Genomic DNA, 18892 nt, shown 5'->3' with positions numbered 1-18892 from the left:
ATCCTTGATGACTCATTCTTCGGGCGCTTCCAGGCGTACCAGCAGAACCGGTTCGGACTCCTCCGTTCCACGATGCAACAACGCTGAGACTTCATCCTCTGTCAGATTGTCCACACCCATCTCCAGCACGGTGTCGGTGTTTTCGCCGTCGGCAAATCCGACGACGGCACGACGGCTGTCCTTGTCGATGCTGCCCTTCAGCGATCGTGAAACCTTGGTGGCTTCGTTGTAGTAGGTGCCAGCCAACACACCTTGTTTGTTCACCGCCAGCTCGATCATGGCTTGTGAGTCGTCCACACCTTCCTTGGTGTATGCAAACACACCCAATGGCAACCACTCCTCCTCAGGTTGCGTCGACGCGTCGGCAGCACCGGCTGCTGCCTCCGTTGCAGGCGGAGCGGGAGCCGATGCAGCGATGCTGATCGCATCCTGGGCATAAGCCTCCGGAGTGCCGGCAGCCTCTCCGTTGACGTAGACGGTGTTGTTCTCATAGTAGACGTTACCGCCAGTCCCATAAGCGTAGTAAACCGGAGTCGGTGTGAACCACGCGGCACCCAAATAGGCGGCGAACGCGACGCGGGTCGGACGACGCCATCCATAAAACGGATCCCCGCCCCAACCGCGGTAATAGACAAAACCGCCGGTAACTCCGCGGCGATAGTTTCCATACCGATAGTCAAACGCGTAACGCCCTCCCGCGTTGACCCGCACACGGTCGCCCATCTCGTGACGCTGATCAATCCACGCGTTTCGGTCTTTGGAAAAGTCGATCTTATTGCCGACGTTGACATTGCCAACATTGATGTTGTTGGAACCGATGTTCCCAAGATTGGGGCGATTGCCGTCACCGATACCGGGGCGTCGGTCTCCATCGATTCCCGGGAATCGGTCACCGTCAACTCCGGGCCGTTTGTCGCCGTCAAGTCCTGGGAATTTGTCCCCGCCAAGTCCCGGACGTTTGTCGCCTACGATCCCCGGCAACGTGGTCGCACCACCGGGACGCGAGGGACGTTTGATGCCCAAGAAATCGTCTAGCTGTGAACCACTCGGGCCGCCACCTGGCAAAGGCTTGGCAATCCCACCAGGATTCGGTCTCGTGATCCCACCTGGTTTTGTGATGCCACCGGGGCTATTGATGCCACCGGGTTTTGTGATGCCACTGCCGATCCCAGGCCGTTCATTGCCGGGTAAGCTCGGACGCGTGCTGCCGCCGGGACGAGTGTACGAGGGCTTGTTGTTCCCAGGTCGATTGATGTTCGGTAACGTCGTGTTGGGACGATTGCCGTTTGGCGAGTTGCCCAGGTTCGGCTTTTGAATTCCACCGGATGGCAATTGCGGTCTGGTGGCCGGACGCGTGACCGGTTGCTGTGGCGCTGATGGACGTGGCGCTGATGGACGTATCGCTGATGGACGTGGCGCTGATGGCCGTGGCGCTGATGGCCGTGGCGCTGATGGACGGTTCACACTTGGATGGGGCATCGACGGACGTGACATCGCCGGTGCGTGACCGATGTTGCGTGATGCACTGGGTGCTCGAAATCCCGACATGCGGCCACCGCCGCCACCGCCGCCACCGCCGCGGCGTTGAGCCACGCTGGGCTGAACCCACAATACTGTCGCTAAGCCCGCCGTGATGGTTGCAATGATGATGATTGTTCGCTGGTTCATTGGTTCTCTCCTGGTGTCGCGGCATCACCCTGCGCTGCGGCATCACTTTGTGCCCCGGCGTTGTCTTGTGCTGTTGCTGGTTCCGATGGCGTCGCTGTGACTTTGATCAAAGTGATCTCGTCCGCACTGGGTTGCAAGACGCCGTCGATTTCACGATGGACGGTCTGCCAAGTGCAGGTTCCTTCATCGACATAGTTCAAAACGCTCAGTGCCGATGCGATACCGCCATCGGCAAGCGTGTATTTGGTGCGGAGTGTGTAACGTTCGTCCATTTGAGTCCACACGTCCTCACCGAATCCTCCGTTGGAGTCGTAGGTCCACGAGCGAATGACTTGCTGGGCCGGATCCCACGCGATCACTTGCATGCCAGAAAAATCCGTTTCGCCCAACTTGCTCTTGAAAGAACGAATCAAGAACGCGTTGTTCTTTGAGAATTGACAAGTGAATTTGATCTTCGGATCGTCTTGATTGTCTGTCCAATCGCCGACCAACCAGTCAAGCGTTTCCAAGGGACGATCACTTGCCCCATCCACCGCTTCGGTTGCTACGGTCGCATCGTCATTTGCGGCTTCCTTTAATACAGCGGCATCATCCTGAGCTGTCACCAAGTGATGCCAGTGAACTTGCGACGTAGTCCAGCCGATGACACCTCCCAGCAACAGCAGAGACCAAGGGAATATCCGGGATTTCAGCATGGGAGCCTCAGCAAAGATACTGGAAAAGAAAGCACATGATCAAATGACCAGGCGACGCATTCGCCAAGGCCAGCATTGTGAATCCTCATTGTCGCCGCGACCAATGGAAATACAACCTTTGCCCGCCCGCTGAGCGATCAAAATCATTGAGAAATGAATGATTCACCCTGGGCGCGGGTTGCCGCAAGAACGCAACAAGATCCGCACGAGAATCGGCGATGGTTGCCAAACGGTTCAGAAACTGAACTGAAACTGCGTGCGGTACAGCCAGCCGATGTCACCGGCCGCAATGTCCAACGTCGACGACTGGATCGGTGCTCCGTCCAGATGCGTTGCGTCACAGGTTAATTTCAGGTGTTGGTCACGAAAATACCAGGCAAAGCCCCCGGAGACTTCTGCCGCACTGGCATCCTGCTGCCCGAGTGTGCCAGAATTGCCCTGCACACGCGACCACCGCCCTAGCAACTCGAGTTTCTTGGGGATCACAAACGCTCCCATTTGAAACCAAAGTCCATGATCCAGGATCGCTGGCTGATTGCCACCCCGAAAGCGATCGATCGCCCGCCAATAATACTCAAGTGTCGCGGAAACCCCGCGATACTTGGCCGACACGTCTGCGGAAAAGCTAGTGACGTTGTACGAATCGATAGCTACGGGCAACAGAATGCCCAGCGGCACTCCTTGGTCGACCACTCGGATCGCCTCGAATTCTGTCAGACCACGTCGGTCGATGGTCGTGAAGACCGCTCCGGCACCCATTCGCATTGCCAATGTTTCGTGGAATTCAAAATCCGCTATGTCGCCAGAAGCCCACGAACCGGATGGGTCCAAGTTGAGCCTTGCCGAGAAAGCGTTGTTGTTGTCCAACTGCCCACTGCTGCCGGTCTCAGCACCTCCGGTGACCAAACCATTGAACACGGCGACTTCCCACTGAATCGGGATCGGTAGATCGTTGGTCGTACCGTAGAGCCCCCACGCCAGACTTCGGTTGACGTCAAAGAAAATGCTGGCCATCGATCGGTCGGCAAACTCAAGCTGCTTGCCGCTGAGGCTGCGTGCGAACGAAAAAGGCATCTTGTAGAGCCCCGCCCGAAACCCGAATGTTCCAGGCGAACAGTCCCATTGATGATGCCCGACGTCGTAGGTGAAGTAGTAGTCCAAGATCCGCAACGCATCTCCCGAATTGCTGCGTCCATCGAGCTGCAACTGATAGGTCAGATCGGGACTGAACGCGTGCCCCGAAAAGATGATCCGGGCTCGCTTGAGCTGCAACTGGTTTAAACTTGGGTTGGTGCCATCGGAGCGGAACACGGTGTCGCGAAGCTGCCCATATCCGTTGATTCTCAGGCGATAGGCGAATTGCCCCGCGTGCAGATCTTGATTTGCCGAGCTCGCGATGACGAAACCATTGTCGTATCCGACACGAGTCGACGGCGAGCTTGTCGATGAGACACCGCCGGTGTGTTCACACGAGCTAGATTCCGCGATGAAAGTCGGCTCGCAAGCGAACGCTTCGCCCCAAGCCTCGACGGCGATGTCGGTGTGCAAGTCGTCTGAAATCCCCAGCGGGATCTCAGATTGCGAACCCATCGGCACTTCGGCAACGAGCGGCGAAGATGCCACCAAAGCGGCAAACCCAATTGCAACCAGTAGGAACCGAGCGTGTGGCAGATCGGCTCTCATGGCTCCGGCGCAAATCAGTCGTCAAGAACGCTTCTGGCAAGCTAGGATGGCCGACGCAGCGGCCCGATTCTTTTCATCGTCAAAATCGGAGCCGTTCAGCACTGATTTTGGAAAATCCACCAAGGTTCATTCACGATCATCTCACACGGCATTCATACAGCATCTTGCGGAACACGCGATCCATGCTTGGCGTTGCCCACCTCAAATCATGAACGCCCAAATCATGAACGCCCAAACCATGAACGCCCAAACCATGGACGTACCTGCTCATCCGTCTACTTGGGCACAGGTGGTTTCGCTGGGACCCACCCGCGTCAAACCTTTCCTGATCGGAGTGGCATGCAACCGCATCCGTTCAAGTTCACTGCCCCGCCGAATTGGGTTGGTGGCGAAGCATGATCAGTTTCGATGCCAAATGCCGTACGCTGAAGGTACTGCTAGCTCAAAGGATTGTTATGGCGGCTCTTTTTAACGGCTTCCAAGTGTCTCTCGTTGCATTGTGCTCATTAAGCTTACTGGGTTTCCTGCCCCAGTCATTGTTTGCCCAATCATCGTTGGAACAAAGCGTTGCTTGCCCGACGTGTGACGCCGCGACGACGTGCTGCGATGCGTGCGAGTGTGATTCACTGGGATGCGACTCACTGGGATGCGACTCGCTGGGATGCGACTCGCTGGGATGCGGCTGTGGTCCGTTGAGCTGTCGCGAGCGTTGGGCACAGAAAGGCATCACCCTCAACGCGAATTTCACGCAGTTTTATTTCGGCGTGGTCGATGGTGGACTGGAGCGATCGGATCGCTACGGCGCTCACAGCGACTATGTTGCGAACTTTGACATGGGCAAACTGGGCGTCCAAGAAGGCTTGTTCCTGAAGATCCGCGCCGAACGACGCTTCGGGCAATCGGTCTCCGGAGACACAGGTGCATTGTTGCCCGCGACGCTCGCCGCAGATTTGCCTGTTGCCGATAGCGATAACCTGTACCTCACGAACTTTGTGATCACTCAAGCTCTTTCGGAAAGCTTTATTGTTTTCGCGGGCAAGGTCGATACGCTTGACGGAGACGTCAACGCATTTGCACACGGCCGCGGGATCCGACAGTTTTCCAATGTCGGATTCGTCGCCAACCCGATCGCCCTGCGAACCATTCCTTACTCGTCATTGGGGATGGGCTTTGCCTATTTGCTCGATGGTGAGCCACTGCTTTCCTTTCTGTTGATCAACCCAACGGACACCACAAACAGCAGCGGTTTCAGTGAGTTGTTTTCGGAGGGAGCAGCGATCTCCACTGAACTGCGTGTTCCAACTCAGTTCGGCAATCGTCCCGGTCACCAACTCTTTGGCGTGACCTACAGCACCCGCGACTACGTCAGTTTTGATCAGGATCCGCGGATCATTTTGCCCAGCGTTCCGATTGCCCGCAGTAGCGACTCTTGGTCGGCCTACTGGAACATGGACCAGTACCTGCACGTTGATCCGTGTGACGCCAAGCGAGGCTGGGGCTACTTCGGCCGACTGGGCGTGGGCGACGATGGCAATAATCCACTTGCATTCTTTGGCAGCGTCGGACTGGGCGGCAGCAGCCCGATCGCTCGACGTCCCCAGGACAGCTTTGGCGTCGGCTACTACTACGCCGCATCCAGCGACGAAATCGGCCCGGCTCTCAGCACACTGCTGGGTCCCATCGGGGACGGCCAAGGATTTGAGACGTTCTACAATGTCCAAGCAAACAACTGGCTGACCGTCACGCCAGACTTTCAATGGGTCTCCCCAGCTCGCCGAAACGTGGACGACGCCTACGTGCTCGGCGTGCGAGCCAACATCTCTTTTTGATGCAAGTACGTCAGGCTTTCCAGCCTGACCTACTCCAAACCTGTCAGCCTGGAAAGGCTGACGTACACCGGGCGTCATTCCAACTTGATCACGACGCCTCGGGGGCCAGCGTTCAGTACACGCGTCTGCCCCAACCGAACTTGGTTTTCCCAGTCACTGTGGATGTGGCCGCACACGACCCATCTCGGTTGCTTCTGCTTGACTGTCTCGCGAATGGCACGACTTCCGCGAACACGGCCGCTGGAATCATGGTCGACCGTGTCCAACGGCGGCGAATGCACGACCAAAACACAGCGTGGCGGGCATCCACTGAGCATCTCTGCCGCTTGATTCTCATCAAAGTCGTAGCTCCACGGTCCAAACGGCGTCACGGGAATCCCACCTCCGACACCCCAGAATTCGACTCCCATGACCGAGCAGCCGCTGCCGTGTAGCACAGTGGCCGACTCCCAATCCACGGTCGCAGCTTTCAGTTCCTCGACCGTTTCACCGTTACCCGGAACCAGAATCGCTGGACAACGAATCGCCTGCAGCACGTCCAGCGTATCGTGTAGCCCTTGATGTTGATTGGCAAAATCGCCCGCGCCGATCACCACGTCAACCTCTGTAGCCAGTTCGACCAATCGCTTGGCCGCATCCACGTCGCGGTGCAAGTCACTGAAACACAACAGTTTCATTTTTCGCTCTACAGATTACTGAGGTACTCGATGCCTTGTTTCAACTCGGCCAATGTACTTTCCCGACGACCGACGATGAACGGTCCACGAAACTGAAAATCCTCCAGCATCCCGATCACTTGAGGAAAATCGGCCGTGCCCTCGCCGATCGGCACCGCCAAACCACGACCGGCGGCCAAATCCAACACGCCGTCGGTGGCGCAGACCAGTTGAATGTGGCGCCCCAGGCTGGCAATCGCCTCGGAAACATCATGACGATTGATCACGAGGTAGCCGGGGTTGAGTGCGACGCCGATGAATCCGTCTTCGCAGCCATCAATCAAACTCGCCAGCCGCTCACCCGACTCCGTCCCCGTCTCCGCCGCCAGGAAAGCACCGACGCGGGTGCCATAGCGTCCCAAGTCATTGATCACAGACTGAAACGGCGCAAAACCGGGATCGTCATCGCTATCGGGAACCCGTCCGATTTGATTGATCACATGCCGGCATCCCAACTGGTACGCCAACAACATCGCCGATTTGGTCGCGTCCACTCGCCGATCCAACTCGTGAACGATGTCGTACCCACGTCGCGTTTGAAAACGCAAGGCGACGACGTTCAAGTTCAGATCGCTGAGCATCTTTTTCAAGTGCCTCAGCCCCGTCCCCGTCATGGCTTCGGGATGTATGTCACCACGGGCATCCATCTCGATCGATCGAACACCCAACGCGGAGGCTTGCTCCAAGGCGCGCTTGATCGGCAGCTTCAACGCGTCAATACGGACCGCAATTCTTAACTCCGCCATCGTGCAATCCGTTCGTGAGAATCAGCGAATGATCTTTCTGTCCTGCAGCACTTTGATCACCGCGTCACAGCACTGGGCGATCGATTGTTTGGAGGCATCCACGACCACGTCGGGCGCCGCCGGGGCTTCGTATTCTGCTGTGACGCCGGGGAAATTCGGCAACTCACCCGCGTCGGCCTTGGCGTACTGGCCCTTGGTGTCACGCTCCCGACACACTTCGATCGGCGTGGCCACATGGACGACAACGAATTGCTCTTCGCCGATCAACTTGCCGACTTTCTGACGCACGTCTTCCGAGGGCGCGACGAAGCTGGCGATGCTGATCAGACCGGCTCGATTCAAAGTGTGTGCCAAGTGGGCGCTGCGACGCAAGTTCTCGCTGCGGTCGTTGGCGGTGTAGCCGAGATCGCGACTGAGCCCCTTGCGGACCGCTTCACCGTCCAACAAGGAAACCGCACGCCCCATGTCAAACAACTTGCGTTCCAACGCTTGGCCGATCGCGGTCTTGCCACTGCCCGTCAATCCGGTCAACAGAATCGTTGCCGCGGTCTGACCAAAGCGTGCGGCCCGTTCATCGCTGCTGACCACCGAGGTCGACTGTGAATCGTCTGCTCCGGCCGTGTCTTGATCGTCCCAGACACTCGTCGCCCCGTCATCGGTCTTGTCCAAGATCATGCCGGCCGCGACGGTCGCATTGGTGATCCGGTCGATGATGATGAACGCACCCATGTTTCGGTTGCGGCGGTAGGCGTCGAAGTGCAACGGTGCGCTGAGCGAAATCCCCACGCGACCGATTTCATTGAGCGCCATATCAGGCGCGGGCGACCGGTGCAGCGTGTTCACGTCCACTTTGTATCGCAACGTATCGATCGTGCCCGGAACCGTCTGCGTCGTGTGCTTGAACAAATAAGTCTTCCCAGGCACCATCGCCTCTTCGTTCATCCACACCAACATCGCATCGATCTTGTCGCGACTCTTGGGCACGTTGCCCGTTCGCACGATCACGTCACCTCGCGATGCGTCGATTTCATCGGCCAGCGTCAATGTGATCGCCAGCGGCGCAAAGGCTTCCTCCAAGTTGCCGTCGTACGTCACGATCTCCTTGACCGTCGACTTTTGCCGGCTAGGCAACACCATGATCTCTTCACCGGGACGAATCGTTCCCGACGCGATCGTGCCACAGAAACCACGGAAATCCAGATTGGGACGATTGACGTACTGCACCGGCATGCGGAAATCTTGCAAGTTGCGGTCGCTGCCGATGTACACCCGCTCCAACATGTTCATCAATGTGCTGCCGTTGTACCACGGCATGTGCTCGCTACGATCGACGAGGTTGTCGCCATTGAGCGCGCTGATCGGAATGAAGTGCACGTCGAACGGATCGAGCCGACTCGCAAACGCTTCGTACTCCCTGCAGATCTCGTCAAAACGCTCTTCGCTGTAATCCACCAAGTCCATCTTGTTGACCGCAACGATCACGTGATGGATGCCCAACAACGAAACGATGAAACTGTGACGCTTGGTCTGCGTCAACACACCCTTGCGGGCATCGATCATCAAGATCGCCAAGTCCGCCGAACTGGCACCCGTCGCCATGTTCCTCGTGTACTGCTCGTGTCCCGGCGTGTCCGCAATGATGAACTTGCGTTTTGCCGTGCTGAAATATCGATACGCGACATCGATCGTGATGCCTTGCTCGCGTTCCTCTTTCAACCCATCCATGAACAGTGACGGGTCAAAGTTGCCGCCAGTGGAGCCCTGCTTGGCCGAGTCGCTCTGGACCTTGGCCAGCTCGTCTTCGTAAACCAGCTTGGAATCGTACAGCAGACGCCCGATCAGCGTGCTCTTGCCGTCGTCGACGCTGCCACACGTGATGAAACGCAGCAACTGCTTGTTCTCATGCTGCTTGAGGTAGGCGTTGATGTCGGTTGCGATAAGTTCAGATTGATGCGACATGATTGCAGGATGAAAGAAAACTGGTGAGGGATGATCAGGCTGATTCCGAGGAACCAATCGTGGACGGTGTGTGGCGAAACTCAGAAGTAACCGCGTTCCTTCTTCTTTTGCATCCCCACACCACCCTCATCTTGATCGATCACGCGACCTTGCCGTTCACTGGTGGTCGTCAACAACATCTCTTGAATCACATCGACCAAATCCGTGGCCTCGGACTCAACAGCACCGGACAACGGGTAACACCCCAGCGTTCGGAACCGCACCATCTTCTCCTCTTCGACTTCGCCCGGCAGCAACGGCATGCGATCGTCATCACGCATCAGATAGATGCCATTGCGTTTGACGACCTTGCGTTTGGCAGACAGATACAGCGGAACGATCGGGATCTGCTCCAAATGGATGTATTGCCATACGTCCAGTTCCGTCCAGTTGCTCATCGGAAACACACGGATCGACTCGCCTTTGTTGACCCGGGCGTTGTAAATATTCCAAAGCTCTGGCCGCTGATTCTTGGGGTCCCAACGATGTGCTTTGTCGCGGAAACTAAACACGCGTTCCTTGGCTCGAGATTTTTCCTCGTCTCGGCGAGCTCCACCAAAGGCAGCATCAAAACCGTACTTGTCCAACGCCGCCTTGAGCGAGTCCGTTTTCATCAACTCGGTATGACGCTCGCTATCGACCCAAGGGTAGATGTTGTGCTTCAAACCCTCTTGGTTGATGTGTACCAATAGCTCCAGCCCCAGCTCCTTGGCGACATAGTTGTCGCGGAAGTCGTACATTGCTTTGAACTTGTACGTCGTGTCGACGTGCAACAACGGAAAGGGAGGCTTGGCCGGCGCGAACGCCTTGAGCGCCAAATGCAGCAGCACAGATGAGTCTTTCCCGATGCTGTACAGCATCACGGGATTCTGAAACTCAGCAGCAACTTCGCGGAAGATATGGATGCTTTCCGCTTCCAACTGTTTCAGGTGCGTTAGATTGTAGTCCGACATCGGGCCATCAATGGGGGCAGGGCGTTTCGCGAACCGCCAACGGGAACGCGAGAGAATGGAGCCCACGAGTATAGACGGATGCCAAAATAGAACTAGACGCTCCGCATCGGCTCACGCCCCTTCGGCCAAATCTGCAAAATAGCGCCCTGATTCTCACCACTGTCGTCGCCTAATGGATACTCGGCCACTCGGCGGACCTCCAAGTTCGCCAGAACCCCCAAGTGCCGTGCTTCCCCACGCTCCTCCACCCACTTCGGACCCTTGATCAACAGCATCCGGTCCACACTCGCCCAGTGATCTTCGAACCAGCGACACAGTTTGGTGATGCTGCCGACTGCCCGGCAAACGATCGTCGTGAACCGAAAATCATCCATCAGGTCTTCGCCACGCGCCGAATAAACCGGCACCGGCAACTGCAACTGCTCGATCATTTCCGCCAACACCGCCGCCCGCTTGGCAACCGACTCGGCCAACGCCACCTCCACGTCCGGACGCAAAATCGCCAACGGAATCCCCGGAATCCCATTGCCACTGCCCAAGTCCAAGACTTCCTCGCCCGGTTGAATCAACGGTGCCAGTTGCAAGCAATCCCGCAAGTCTCGTGAGACGAACAAATCCCACGTCGTATGCCGCGTCAGGTTCAGCTGCTCGTTGAATCCCCACATGCATGTCGCGTAGTCTTGCAGTCGCTGGGCCACCGTTTCGTCCAGCTCCACAGACTGTTTTTCCAGGGCAGCAATGAATTCGGGGTCCAGGGGCATGGCGGGATTCGCAAGAGAAAGGGATTTTGTGTGTGTTTCTCCATGATCCGGTATTCGCCCAGCTTTGCAAAGTAGTTGCCCTACTCAACCTCCGCCCACTCAACCCGATTGGACCAACCTTGTCACCCACGATGGTGAACATGCCCAATTACCAGCCTTCGGCATTCGCCCCCCCACACCTTTCATCAACACGCGTGCTGATCCAGAATCACGATCTGCCCCCACCATTTCAGTCACGCGTCATTTCCTCCCTCCCCGACAGCCACGCGCCGTAGCCCGACAGCCACGCGCAGTAGAACGGAGCTCACCATGGCTAGAAACGAACAACTGATTCGACAGCACAAATTGCTACAGTTGCTGGAGATCTCGCGATTCGGCCGCACGCTGGACGAGCTTCGTGACGAGCTGGTTGCCGACCTCGGTTTGACCACCCTGCACGAACGCACCGTGCGCCGTGACCTGGAAGCCTTGCAGGCTGCCGGTTTCGACATTCAGAACGAAACGCTCCAACGCGGCAAGGTCTATCGGCTCGGCCAGAACACCAAAGGAGTGCACGAAATCGGGATCTCCGCAACCGAACTGATCGCCTTGTCGATCGGCCGCGAACTGCTGTTCCCCCTGATGGGGACACAGTACTGGCGGGGCATCGAGACCTTCTGGAACAAAGTCCAAGAAACCGTGCCCAACGGCGTTTTCGACCACTACTCCAAATTCCGTAAAGCCTTGTACGTCTTTGGCGCCCCCAGTAAATCATACGAGCAACACGCGGGCATCCTGAAAACCATCAACCGCGCGATCGAGCACCACCGAGTCGTGGAGATCGAATACGAATCGATCGGCAAACCCGCATCGACACGCCGGATCGAACCCTACGCCTTGGCGGTTTACCAAAGCAGCATCTACGTGATCGCGGCCGCACCGGAGATCAAAGACCCGACGCAAAAACTGCGAAACTGGAAACTGGATCGTTTCCGGCACGCCACAGCTTTGGACGAGTATTTCAAGCCCGACGAGAACATCGACCTGCCCAAATACCTAGGCAGCAGCATCGGAATCTTTTCCGGCGACAATCCGACGATGGTCAAAATCCGCTTGGGCGCACGCTCAGCAGCCTACGTCCGCGAAGACCCCTGGCACCCCGAGCAAACGCTGAAGCCTGAAACGGACGAATCGACGATCCTGACGGTCCCTGCATCTCACCCGCGAGAACTGCTCCCCAAAGTCCTCTCGTTGGGCGCGGACGCTGAAGTCCTGGAGCCCGCCGAGTTCCGCGAAGCGATCAGCCAATCTGTCCAAGCGATGGCAAAAACCTACACCAACAACTAATTCCAAACCTGTTTGCCCCGCAGCCGAAGGAGACCGCTGACGTAGTGAGCCGCAAGACGCTAGCCCGGATTATTCACGCGACTCAAAACGGTCATCGCAACACGTTTGCGTGAAACGGCTTGCGCGGAATGGCACGAAAGCAGTCTGCGCATATCAGCCGCCACGCGATAGAGAGCGTCCCGTTCTTCCGCACGTACACGAGAACCGGACGCTATCGCGTGCCGGCTGATGAATAATCCGGGCCAGCCGCGGGCTTAATGGTGTCGGCAAAACCCTTCGAGGCCCGTGGCTAGGGCCCTCTTTATCCTACACATCTTTTTTTCTACCCTTTGGTCGGTTGGAGTCGACAAAACACTTCCCCAGGGATCGGGACAATGGCAAGCTGGATAAAAGATGAGCTTCGGACTTTGGATTTAGGTGATAAGCGGCGGGAGCGACGTGTCGCCCTGATTCTTGAGCAACAGTCCGAGATTGCCGAATCTACGCCCAGTGCGTGTAAGGACAACGCGAAACTTGAGGCAACCTACCGTTTGGTAAACAATCGAAATATCCCTGTGGACGGCATTCTCAAAGCCCACAATGATGCTTCAATCGCTCGCACCGCCGAGCAACCGGTCGTCATCCTATCCCAGGATACCACCGTCTGTGATCTCACCAAACCACAGCGGCAAGTCCGCGGGGCCGGGCCGTTGGAGAGTCGGGACAAATTCGGTTTCTTTCTGCACCCACTCTATGCGATCACCGAGGATGGACTTGTTCTGGGCACGGTCGATCAGTGCATTTGGACGCGTGATGACATCAAGACGGATCTGAACAAAACAGAAAAAGTCAACCTGCGACGCCAGCAAGCCTTTGAAGAAAAAGAAAGCTACCGTTGGCTGGAGATGTTTCAAAGTGGCGAGCAAATCGCACTGGCTCATCCCCAGACGCACTACATTGGCGTCTCGGACAGCGAGTCTGATATTTATGAATTGCTAGCGCAAACCGATGATCTGGCGGCCAACTATGACTACGTCATTCGTGGTTGCCAAGATCGCACAGTGCTCGATCAAGGTGAAACCAGGACGATCTCCGAAGTGATGCAGGAGACGGAGTTTCAGTTTCAGCGTGAAATCGATTTAAGCGAGCGAAAGTCATTAATTATCGGAGAAACGCGTGCTCGTCGGATGAGTCGCAGTGCCCGGGTAGCATCGATTTCGATTCGTGCCCGGCAGGTCACTTTACGCGGCCCGGCACGCCCTGGTGGTCGTGCTCCCGACGTGACGATCAATGTTGTCGAGGCCGTCGAAACGGACGCACCCGAAGGCGAAGAGCCGATCCGCTGGTTACTTTTTACATCGCTCCCCATTTCGACGATCTCGGAAATCGAACGAGTCATTGGTTCTTATTGTCGCCGCTGGGACATCGAACTGTATTTCAAGACGCTCAAGAGCGGCATGAAGATTGAGAAGCTGAAGTACGAGCAGATCGATACATACGTGCGTGCGGTGACGCTTTTGATGATCACTGGGTTTCGAGTCGAGCAACTCAAGACCGCCAATCGAGTTTGTCCGCAAGTCAGTTGCGAGCGTTTCTACGATGCCAGTTTTTGGAAGGCGACGTACCTCGTGGTCTTTGCCGGACGTGAGGTTCCCGAAACACCTCCCACGATCGGCGAATGGATGCTGGTGGTCGCCAAGCTTGGCGGCTATCTGGACAAGAAAGGCCAAGGCCCGCCCGGCTCCACAACGATCTGGCGAGGAATGCGGAAAATCGAGTCGTACCACGAAGCTTTCCTCGCCTACAAAAGGCTCATCGGAGATGTGTAGGATAAAGAGGGCTAGGGCCATCGGCTCACAGTGAAAACGCAACACGACAGAGTCATCAGTCTCCGTAATCACAGGCAGATGCGGCAACCGTTTGACCCGCAGCCGAAGGCGCAGGCAGAAGCGGCATTTGATCCTCCAAACCCCTCCACCGCCCAGCAAAAATCCCGAGAAATCACGCGACTTAGACGAATCGCGACCTCGACGGCTTGACAATTTGGGCGGGGACCGTGAGTATAGGTAAAGACGAGCGACAAGCTTGTCGATAACTTCACCGCGGGATGGAGCAGCCCGGTAGCTCGCGAGGCTCATAACCTCGAGGTCGTCGGTTCGAATCCGGCTCCCGCAACTTCTCTGTTTGGTTGGAACACTTTCCGACCCACCAGTAAACGAAAAGCCGTCGTGGTCACCACGGCGGCTTTTTTCGTTTTATCCCGTTATTTCGCAAGGACTTGCGTCAACGCGGCTGGCCCGCGTTTCTCTGGCGTCTGAGACCGGTCAGATAACCCGGCGCGATTTCGGCGGCCCGATTTCGAGCTCTGGCCCAGAATTCTGACGTTCTCCGTTTCTGAGGGCCGTCGGGTTAGAAGCCGTCGGCACCTCCCAATCGATCAGGTTTAGAACAGCGCCGGACCCCGGAAAACATTGGGTTTGAAAGGGTGTCGCTCGGAGTAGAGAAGACAACAAACGCTCAAAACGCATCTTTCTGGGTAAGAAGGTTCTCAGAAGCTCAGAAAAATCGCCAAGACGCTCAGGCAAGGCGGAGCCCTCTGGAAGGCCAGGGGCTCAGAAGACTCAGATGCTTAGAAAAATGGGGAGAAGCTGGGATGGATCGACCACCTAGGTGGTGTGCTGTTCTGCGGCGTTGCCAACGATCTCAGCCGCATCATCGACCAAGCACAGCGTGATTTCCCCAGTGCTCATTTCGAGGACCGCCCTCGAGAGGATCTTCCAACCTCTGAGACAACGCATTCGACCAGCGCGTATCGATCGGCGTTTCGCATGAAGGATCAAAGACGCCCCTTGAAAGACCAAAGGGAAAACCAGGTGATGATTGCTAAGATGAAGATGATTGCGGTCGCTGCCGCGACATAAGGGAACGTCACATTCCGAAATGCCATTGCAGCGCCGAACGCTACCGAACCAACTGCAATCGGAATCGCAGCCCTCCGCATCGAATACGTCAATGACGGTCGGCTACGCATCTGGAAAGACTCAGTTTCAGAGTGCGTACTCGGCGATTCGTATGGATTGTGAGTCATAAGCCTGCACTATTCACCAGAAACTTTTTGATTTGAGAACGCACCGCGTGAAGTCGGCCGCTGCGTTTTAAGGTTAGCAACAACCAACTCCAACGCACACAGGAATCACGCGATGTGTTAACAACAAGGTAAACTTATCGAGCGTCATTTCAATCGGTCGGTGAAGATTCAGGCGACCGATCATCGAATCACTTCCAATGCGGGCGTCATTCTGCGTCGCGAGGCCGAACAACATCTCTGAATTTTGCTGAAAGGTTTTCGGGGCCACTGTGTGAAACCTGGTAGAGCGACGTGTGTTGATGGTTCTTCGACCATAATGCCTGCTCAAAATGGTTGTTCATTCCCTGGAAGTTAAGCACGCATGAGCCAGTGGCCGGAAACGAGCGAAAGTCTGATTCTACGGATTCGCGATCCGCAGGATGCACTCGCATGGTCACAGTTCATGGCGATTTATGAACCGGTCGTCTATCGGTTGGCCCGGCGTCGAGGTTTGCAGCACGCGGATGCCGAGGATCTGTGTCAGCAGGTCTTTCTGTCCGTGGCCAAGGCAGTCGAATCCTGGGAAGTTCAAGCAGGTGGTCCGCGCTTTCGCCATTGGCTAGCACGCGTCACTCGCAATGCGATCCTCAATGCGATGACTCGAACCCGGCCCGATCGTGCCAGCGGAACATCTAGCGTGCAGGATCTGTTGCTGGAACTGCCAGACGGTGGCGACATGACGACTGCAATCATGAACGAGAGTCGCATGGAAGCGTTTCGCTGGGCGGCCCGCCAAATTCAAACCGAGTTCACCGAGTCGACCTGGACGATGTTCCATGAAACAACGATCGGCGGACGCTGCGTCACAGAGGTGTCGGGCGAACTTGGTTGCAGCACCGGTGCCGTCTATGTCGCTCGCTGTCGCGTCATGCAACGCATCAAAGACAAGGTGAACGAAGTGTCCGACTTTTGGAGCCCGGAATCATGAAATCTGCCACAGGTTGCTTACAAACATCCGACATCGAAGCGATGCTCGCCGGAACAGTACCGGCTTCGCAGAACGAACTGTGGGAGGAGCACTTCTCGACCTGCGAAAGTTGTCGCCGAGCAATGGCCAATCAAATTGGCGACCAACAATGGTGGCACGAAGCCGAACAATCACTGCAGCACGTAGGCGAATCTCTCCGAGACTCGCAGGATCTAAATGAGCTGGTTCCACGAAACGCAGAACAGAGTATTGAGCGAGATTCTGGACACCGTCTCGGAGAGACGGAGCTACGTGAGTCCGACCAGCGAGAGAGCATTGAGGACCTGATCAAACTTCTCGGACCAACGGACGATCCGCAGATGTTAGGACGCATCGGGTCGTACGAAGTGCTGGGAGTACTCGGACGTGGTGGCATGGGCATCGTATTCAAAGCCTTTGACGCTCCGCTCAATCGATTCGTAGCGATTAAGATGTTGCTCCCGCATTTGGCGGCATCGGGAGCGGCGCGTCAAAGGTTCGCTCGCGAAGGTCAAGCGGTCGCAGCCGTGGTCGATGATCATGTGATGGCGATTCACTGCGTCGACGAATGGCAAGGCGTGCCGTACTTGGTGATGACCTATTCACGCGGCGTTTCATTGCAGAAAAGACTCAGTGACAAGGGGCCGCTCGAAGTGCGTGAGATCTTGCGGGTCGGGATGCAAGCCGCTAAGGGGCTCGCCGCGGCTCATGCCCAAGGCATCGTGCATCGCGACATCAAGCCCGCCAACATCTTTCTCGATCAGAACGTCGAACGCGTGCAGTTGATGGATTTTGGTTTAGCTCGAGCCGTCGATGACGCCAGTCTCACACGCAGCGGCACACTCGCTGGTACACCGCAGTACATGTCGCCTGAGCAAGCCCGCGCCGAAACCGTCGACCATCGCAGTGACCTGTTCAGTCTCGGCAGCGTGATGTACGCCATGTGTACCGGCCACGTTCCCTTCCGAGCCGAATCCAGCTACAGCGTCCTGCGTTTGATTACGGACAAAGAACCTCGCCCCATTCGCGAGATTAATCCGGACGTGCCCGGGTGGCTGTGCGCGATTATTAGCAAACTGATGGCGAAACAAGCAAATGATCGATTTGCATCGGCGCAGGACGTCGCCAAGCTGCTCGAAGACTGTTTAGCCCATGTGCAACAGCCGACGTCCGAGCCTCTGCCAGCGTCACTCGTACATCATGCCGCTACCGGCCGTACTGTTTTTACTGTAACACGTGCAGGAGTAATGACTATGCTTGGGGTTTTTGGAATGACGTTACTGGGCATGTTGTTATGGCAAGCACCAGAACCGCCAGAAAATGAAGGTCAGAACGCTACCAACCGCGCCGAAGCGACAGAGTCCGATCAAACGAAAGGGATTGCATCGGCAAAGCGAAATGAGCAGCAAGCCCAAGAGATCGCAAAGCTGCCGCATTTATACCTTTACGCCAACTACGCATCTGGATGGCTTGATGAAATGAGCGATGAGGTAGATAGGTCCGAGGCTAATCTTGAAAAGGCAATGACCGAGCGTTTGAAGCCCGATACGCCATCGTCCACAATGATCACAGCCTGGGACGAAGAGAAATTCCTTTTCGGATATGATAAACCGAATTTGGATGGTGCTAACGGCAATACCCGAATCGTGAATCACTACTTCAGCCACAAAGATTCGATTTGGCAGCGACAAAAGACCAACAAAGATGCTCCTCGATTTACGAAGCGTGATCTTTCAACCGTTTGGAAAATGGTGGATGCCCGCGCCTTTTTCCATCTGCGGTCGGCTAGGCTGGAATTCCAATGGGGTAATAGCGATGGGAACAACAAGTTCGCGCTCGTTCCGATTGAGTTTGCCGAGTATCAGACCATCGGTGAAGAGACCGTCGACGGAACCGAGTGTTGGGTCGTTATGTCCAAACCTCGTCGCTGCAAATTGTGGTTCGACCAGAAATCAGGACGATTGCTGCAAATGCTGAACTATGTCATGCACGGGGCTGCGTCTACTCCGTTTCACGAGACCCCAGAAGTCGAAAAGCTATGCGGCAGAAAATTTGAAACGCTCGATGCGTTCCATGAGTTTGGTAAGCGTGCTGACCAAGCGACATTCCAACGATTGGCTGGCCTCTATGGTTCGCTCTATTTCGATGAAATGGCCCGTCCAATCGAATTGACTCGGTATAGTGACTATCGCGAAATTGCTCCTGGCATTTGGTTCCCCCATCAAGCGACAGACGTTTTCGTAGGCCAATCACCTTCAGGTCCCAACAAGTTTCGTTTCTCACGTGGTGAACTACGAGTCATCACTCTGGAAACCGGTCGTTCACTTGAGGAAACGCTTGCCCCGTTTGTTTCTGAGATGCCAAAATAGACGAAAGTCATTCGACGCGGGTTTGCGGGTACGTTCTTTACGCGTTCGGAAATCCCATGTCCCTTTCTACCTTTCGAATAGGGGGGAGCGGATTTC

13 protein-coding genes and 1 tRNA gene are annotated in these 18892 nt (G+C 56.1%); 6 read left to right on the top strand and 8 right to left on the bottom strand.

Annotated elements, in window-relative coordinates:
- Positions 1-12 precede the first annotated feature (12 nt).
- From Pla52nx_RS06100 to Pla52nx_RS06090, 3 genes are all read right to left on the bottom strand, one after another.
- A complete protein-coding gene (locus Pla52nx_RS06100) occupies positions 13-1668 on the bottom strand; it encodes a hypothetical protein (protein WP_197454542.1) in 1656 nt (551 codons plus the stop codon).
- A complete protein-coding gene (locus tag Pla52nx_RS06095) occupies positions 1665-2363 on the bottom strand; it encodes a hypothetical protein (RefSeq protein ID WP_146519784.1) in 699 nt (232 codons plus the stop codon). Before Pla52nx_RS06095 ends, Pla52nx_RS06100 begins: the two co-directional genes overlap by 4 nt.
- Before the next feature lie 234 nt (positions 2364-2597).
- Complete coding sequence (locus Pla52nx_RS06090; RefSeq protein ID WP_146519785.1) at positions 2598-4046, bottom strand: porin; 1449 nt, start codon at positions 4044-4046, stop codon at positions 2598-2600.
- Between the two features lie 482 nt (positions 4047-4528).
- Here Pla52nx_RS06090 and Pla52nx_RS06085 point away from each other — a divergent pair, with 482 nt between their 5' ends.
- Complete coding sequence (locus tag Pla52nx_RS06085; protein WP_231741932.1) at positions 4529-5875, top strand: carbohydrate porin; 1347 nt, start codon at positions 4529-4531, stop codon at positions 5873-5875.
- Between the two features lie 74 nt (positions 5876-5949).
- Here the strand turns inward: Pla52nx_RS06085 and Pla52nx_RS06080 are convergent, their stop codons facing one another.
- The 5 genes from Pla52nx_RS06080 to rsmG all read right to left on the bottom strand — a co-directional run bounded on the left by Pla52nx_RS06080 (position 5950) and on the right by rsmG (position 11049).
- Complete coding sequence (locus Pla52nx_RS06080; protein WP_146519787.1) at positions 5950-6552, bottom strand: metallophosphoesterase family protein; 603 nt, start codon at positions 6550-6552, stop codon at positions 5950-5952.
- 8 nt (positions 6553-6560) lie between these two features.
- Positions 6561-7337, bottom strand: a complete 777-nt coding sequence (locus Pla52nx_RS06075) for a sugar phosphate isomerase/epimerase family protein (protein ID WP_146519788.1) — start codon at positions 7335-7337, stop codon at positions 6561-6563.
- A 21-nt stretch (positions 7338-7358) separates the two neighbouring features.
- The gene (gene cysN, locus Pla52nx_RS06070) at positions 7359-9296 is read right to left on the bottom strand and encodes a sulfate adenylyltransferase subunit CysN (protein ID WP_146519789.1); all 1938 of its coding nucleotides are present in this window, start codon (positions 9294-9296) and stop codon (positions 7359-7361) included.
- 80 nt (positions 9297-9376) lie between these two features.
- Positions 9377-10288 carry a sulfate adenylyltransferase subunit CysD gene (gene cysD, locus Pla52nx_RS06065; RefSeq protein ID WP_146519790.1) on the bottom strand — a complete coding sequence of 304 codons (912 nt, stop codon included), beginning with the start codon at positions 10286-10288 and terminating at the stop codon, positions 9377-9379.
- 92 nt (positions 10289-10380) lie between these two features.
- A complete protein-coding gene (gene rsmG / locus Pla52nx_RS06060; protein WP_146519791.1) occupies positions 10381-11049 on the bottom strand; it encodes a 16S rRNA (guanine(527)-N(7))-methyltransferase RsmG in 669 nt (222 codons plus the stop codon).
- Between the two features lie 309 nt (positions 11050-11358).
- Between rsmG and Pla52nx_RS06055 the strand changes: the two genes are divergently transcribed.
- From Pla52nx_RS06055 to Pla52nx_RS06035, 5 genes are all read left to right on the top strand, one after another.
- Entirely contained in the window at positions 11359-12375 is a 1017-nt protein-coding gene (locus Pla52nx_RS06055; RefSeq protein WP_146519792.1) for a helix-turn-helix transcriptional regulator, read from the top strand.
- A gap of 374 nt (positions 12376-12749) precedes the next feature.
- Positions 12750-14183, top strand: a complete 1434-nt coding sequence (locus Pla52nx_RS06050; RefSeq protein WP_146523889.1) for an IS4 family transposase — start codon at positions 12750-12752, stop codon at positions 14181-14183.
- A 272-nt stretch (positions 14184-14455) separates the two neighbouring features.
- Positions 14456-14529, top strand: a tRNA-Met gene (locus tag Pla52nx_RS06045).
- A 1274-nt stretch (positions 14530-15803) separates the two neighbouring features.
- Positions 15804-16409, top strand: coding sequence for an RNA polymerase sigma factor (locus Pla52nx_RS06040; RefSeq protein WP_146517995.1), 606 nt, complete (start codon positions 15804-15806; stop codon positions 16407-16409).
- Positions 16406-18796, top strand: coding sequence for a serine/threonine-protein kinase (locus Pla52nx_RS06035; RefSeq protein ID WP_197454202.1), 2391 nt, complete (start codon positions 16406-16408; stop codon positions 18794-18796). The genes Pla52nx_RS06040 and Pla52nx_RS06035 overlap by 4 nt, the downstream gene beginning before the upstream one ends.
- Positions 18797-18892: the final 96 nt, after the last annotated feature.

The organism is Stieleria varia (assembly GCF_038443385.1).
Taxonomy (GTDB): Bacteria; Planctomycetota; Planctomycetia; order Pirellulales; family Pirellulaceae; genus Stieleria; species Stieleria varia.
This window is presented reverse-complemented; position numbering and strand designations above follow the sequence as displayed.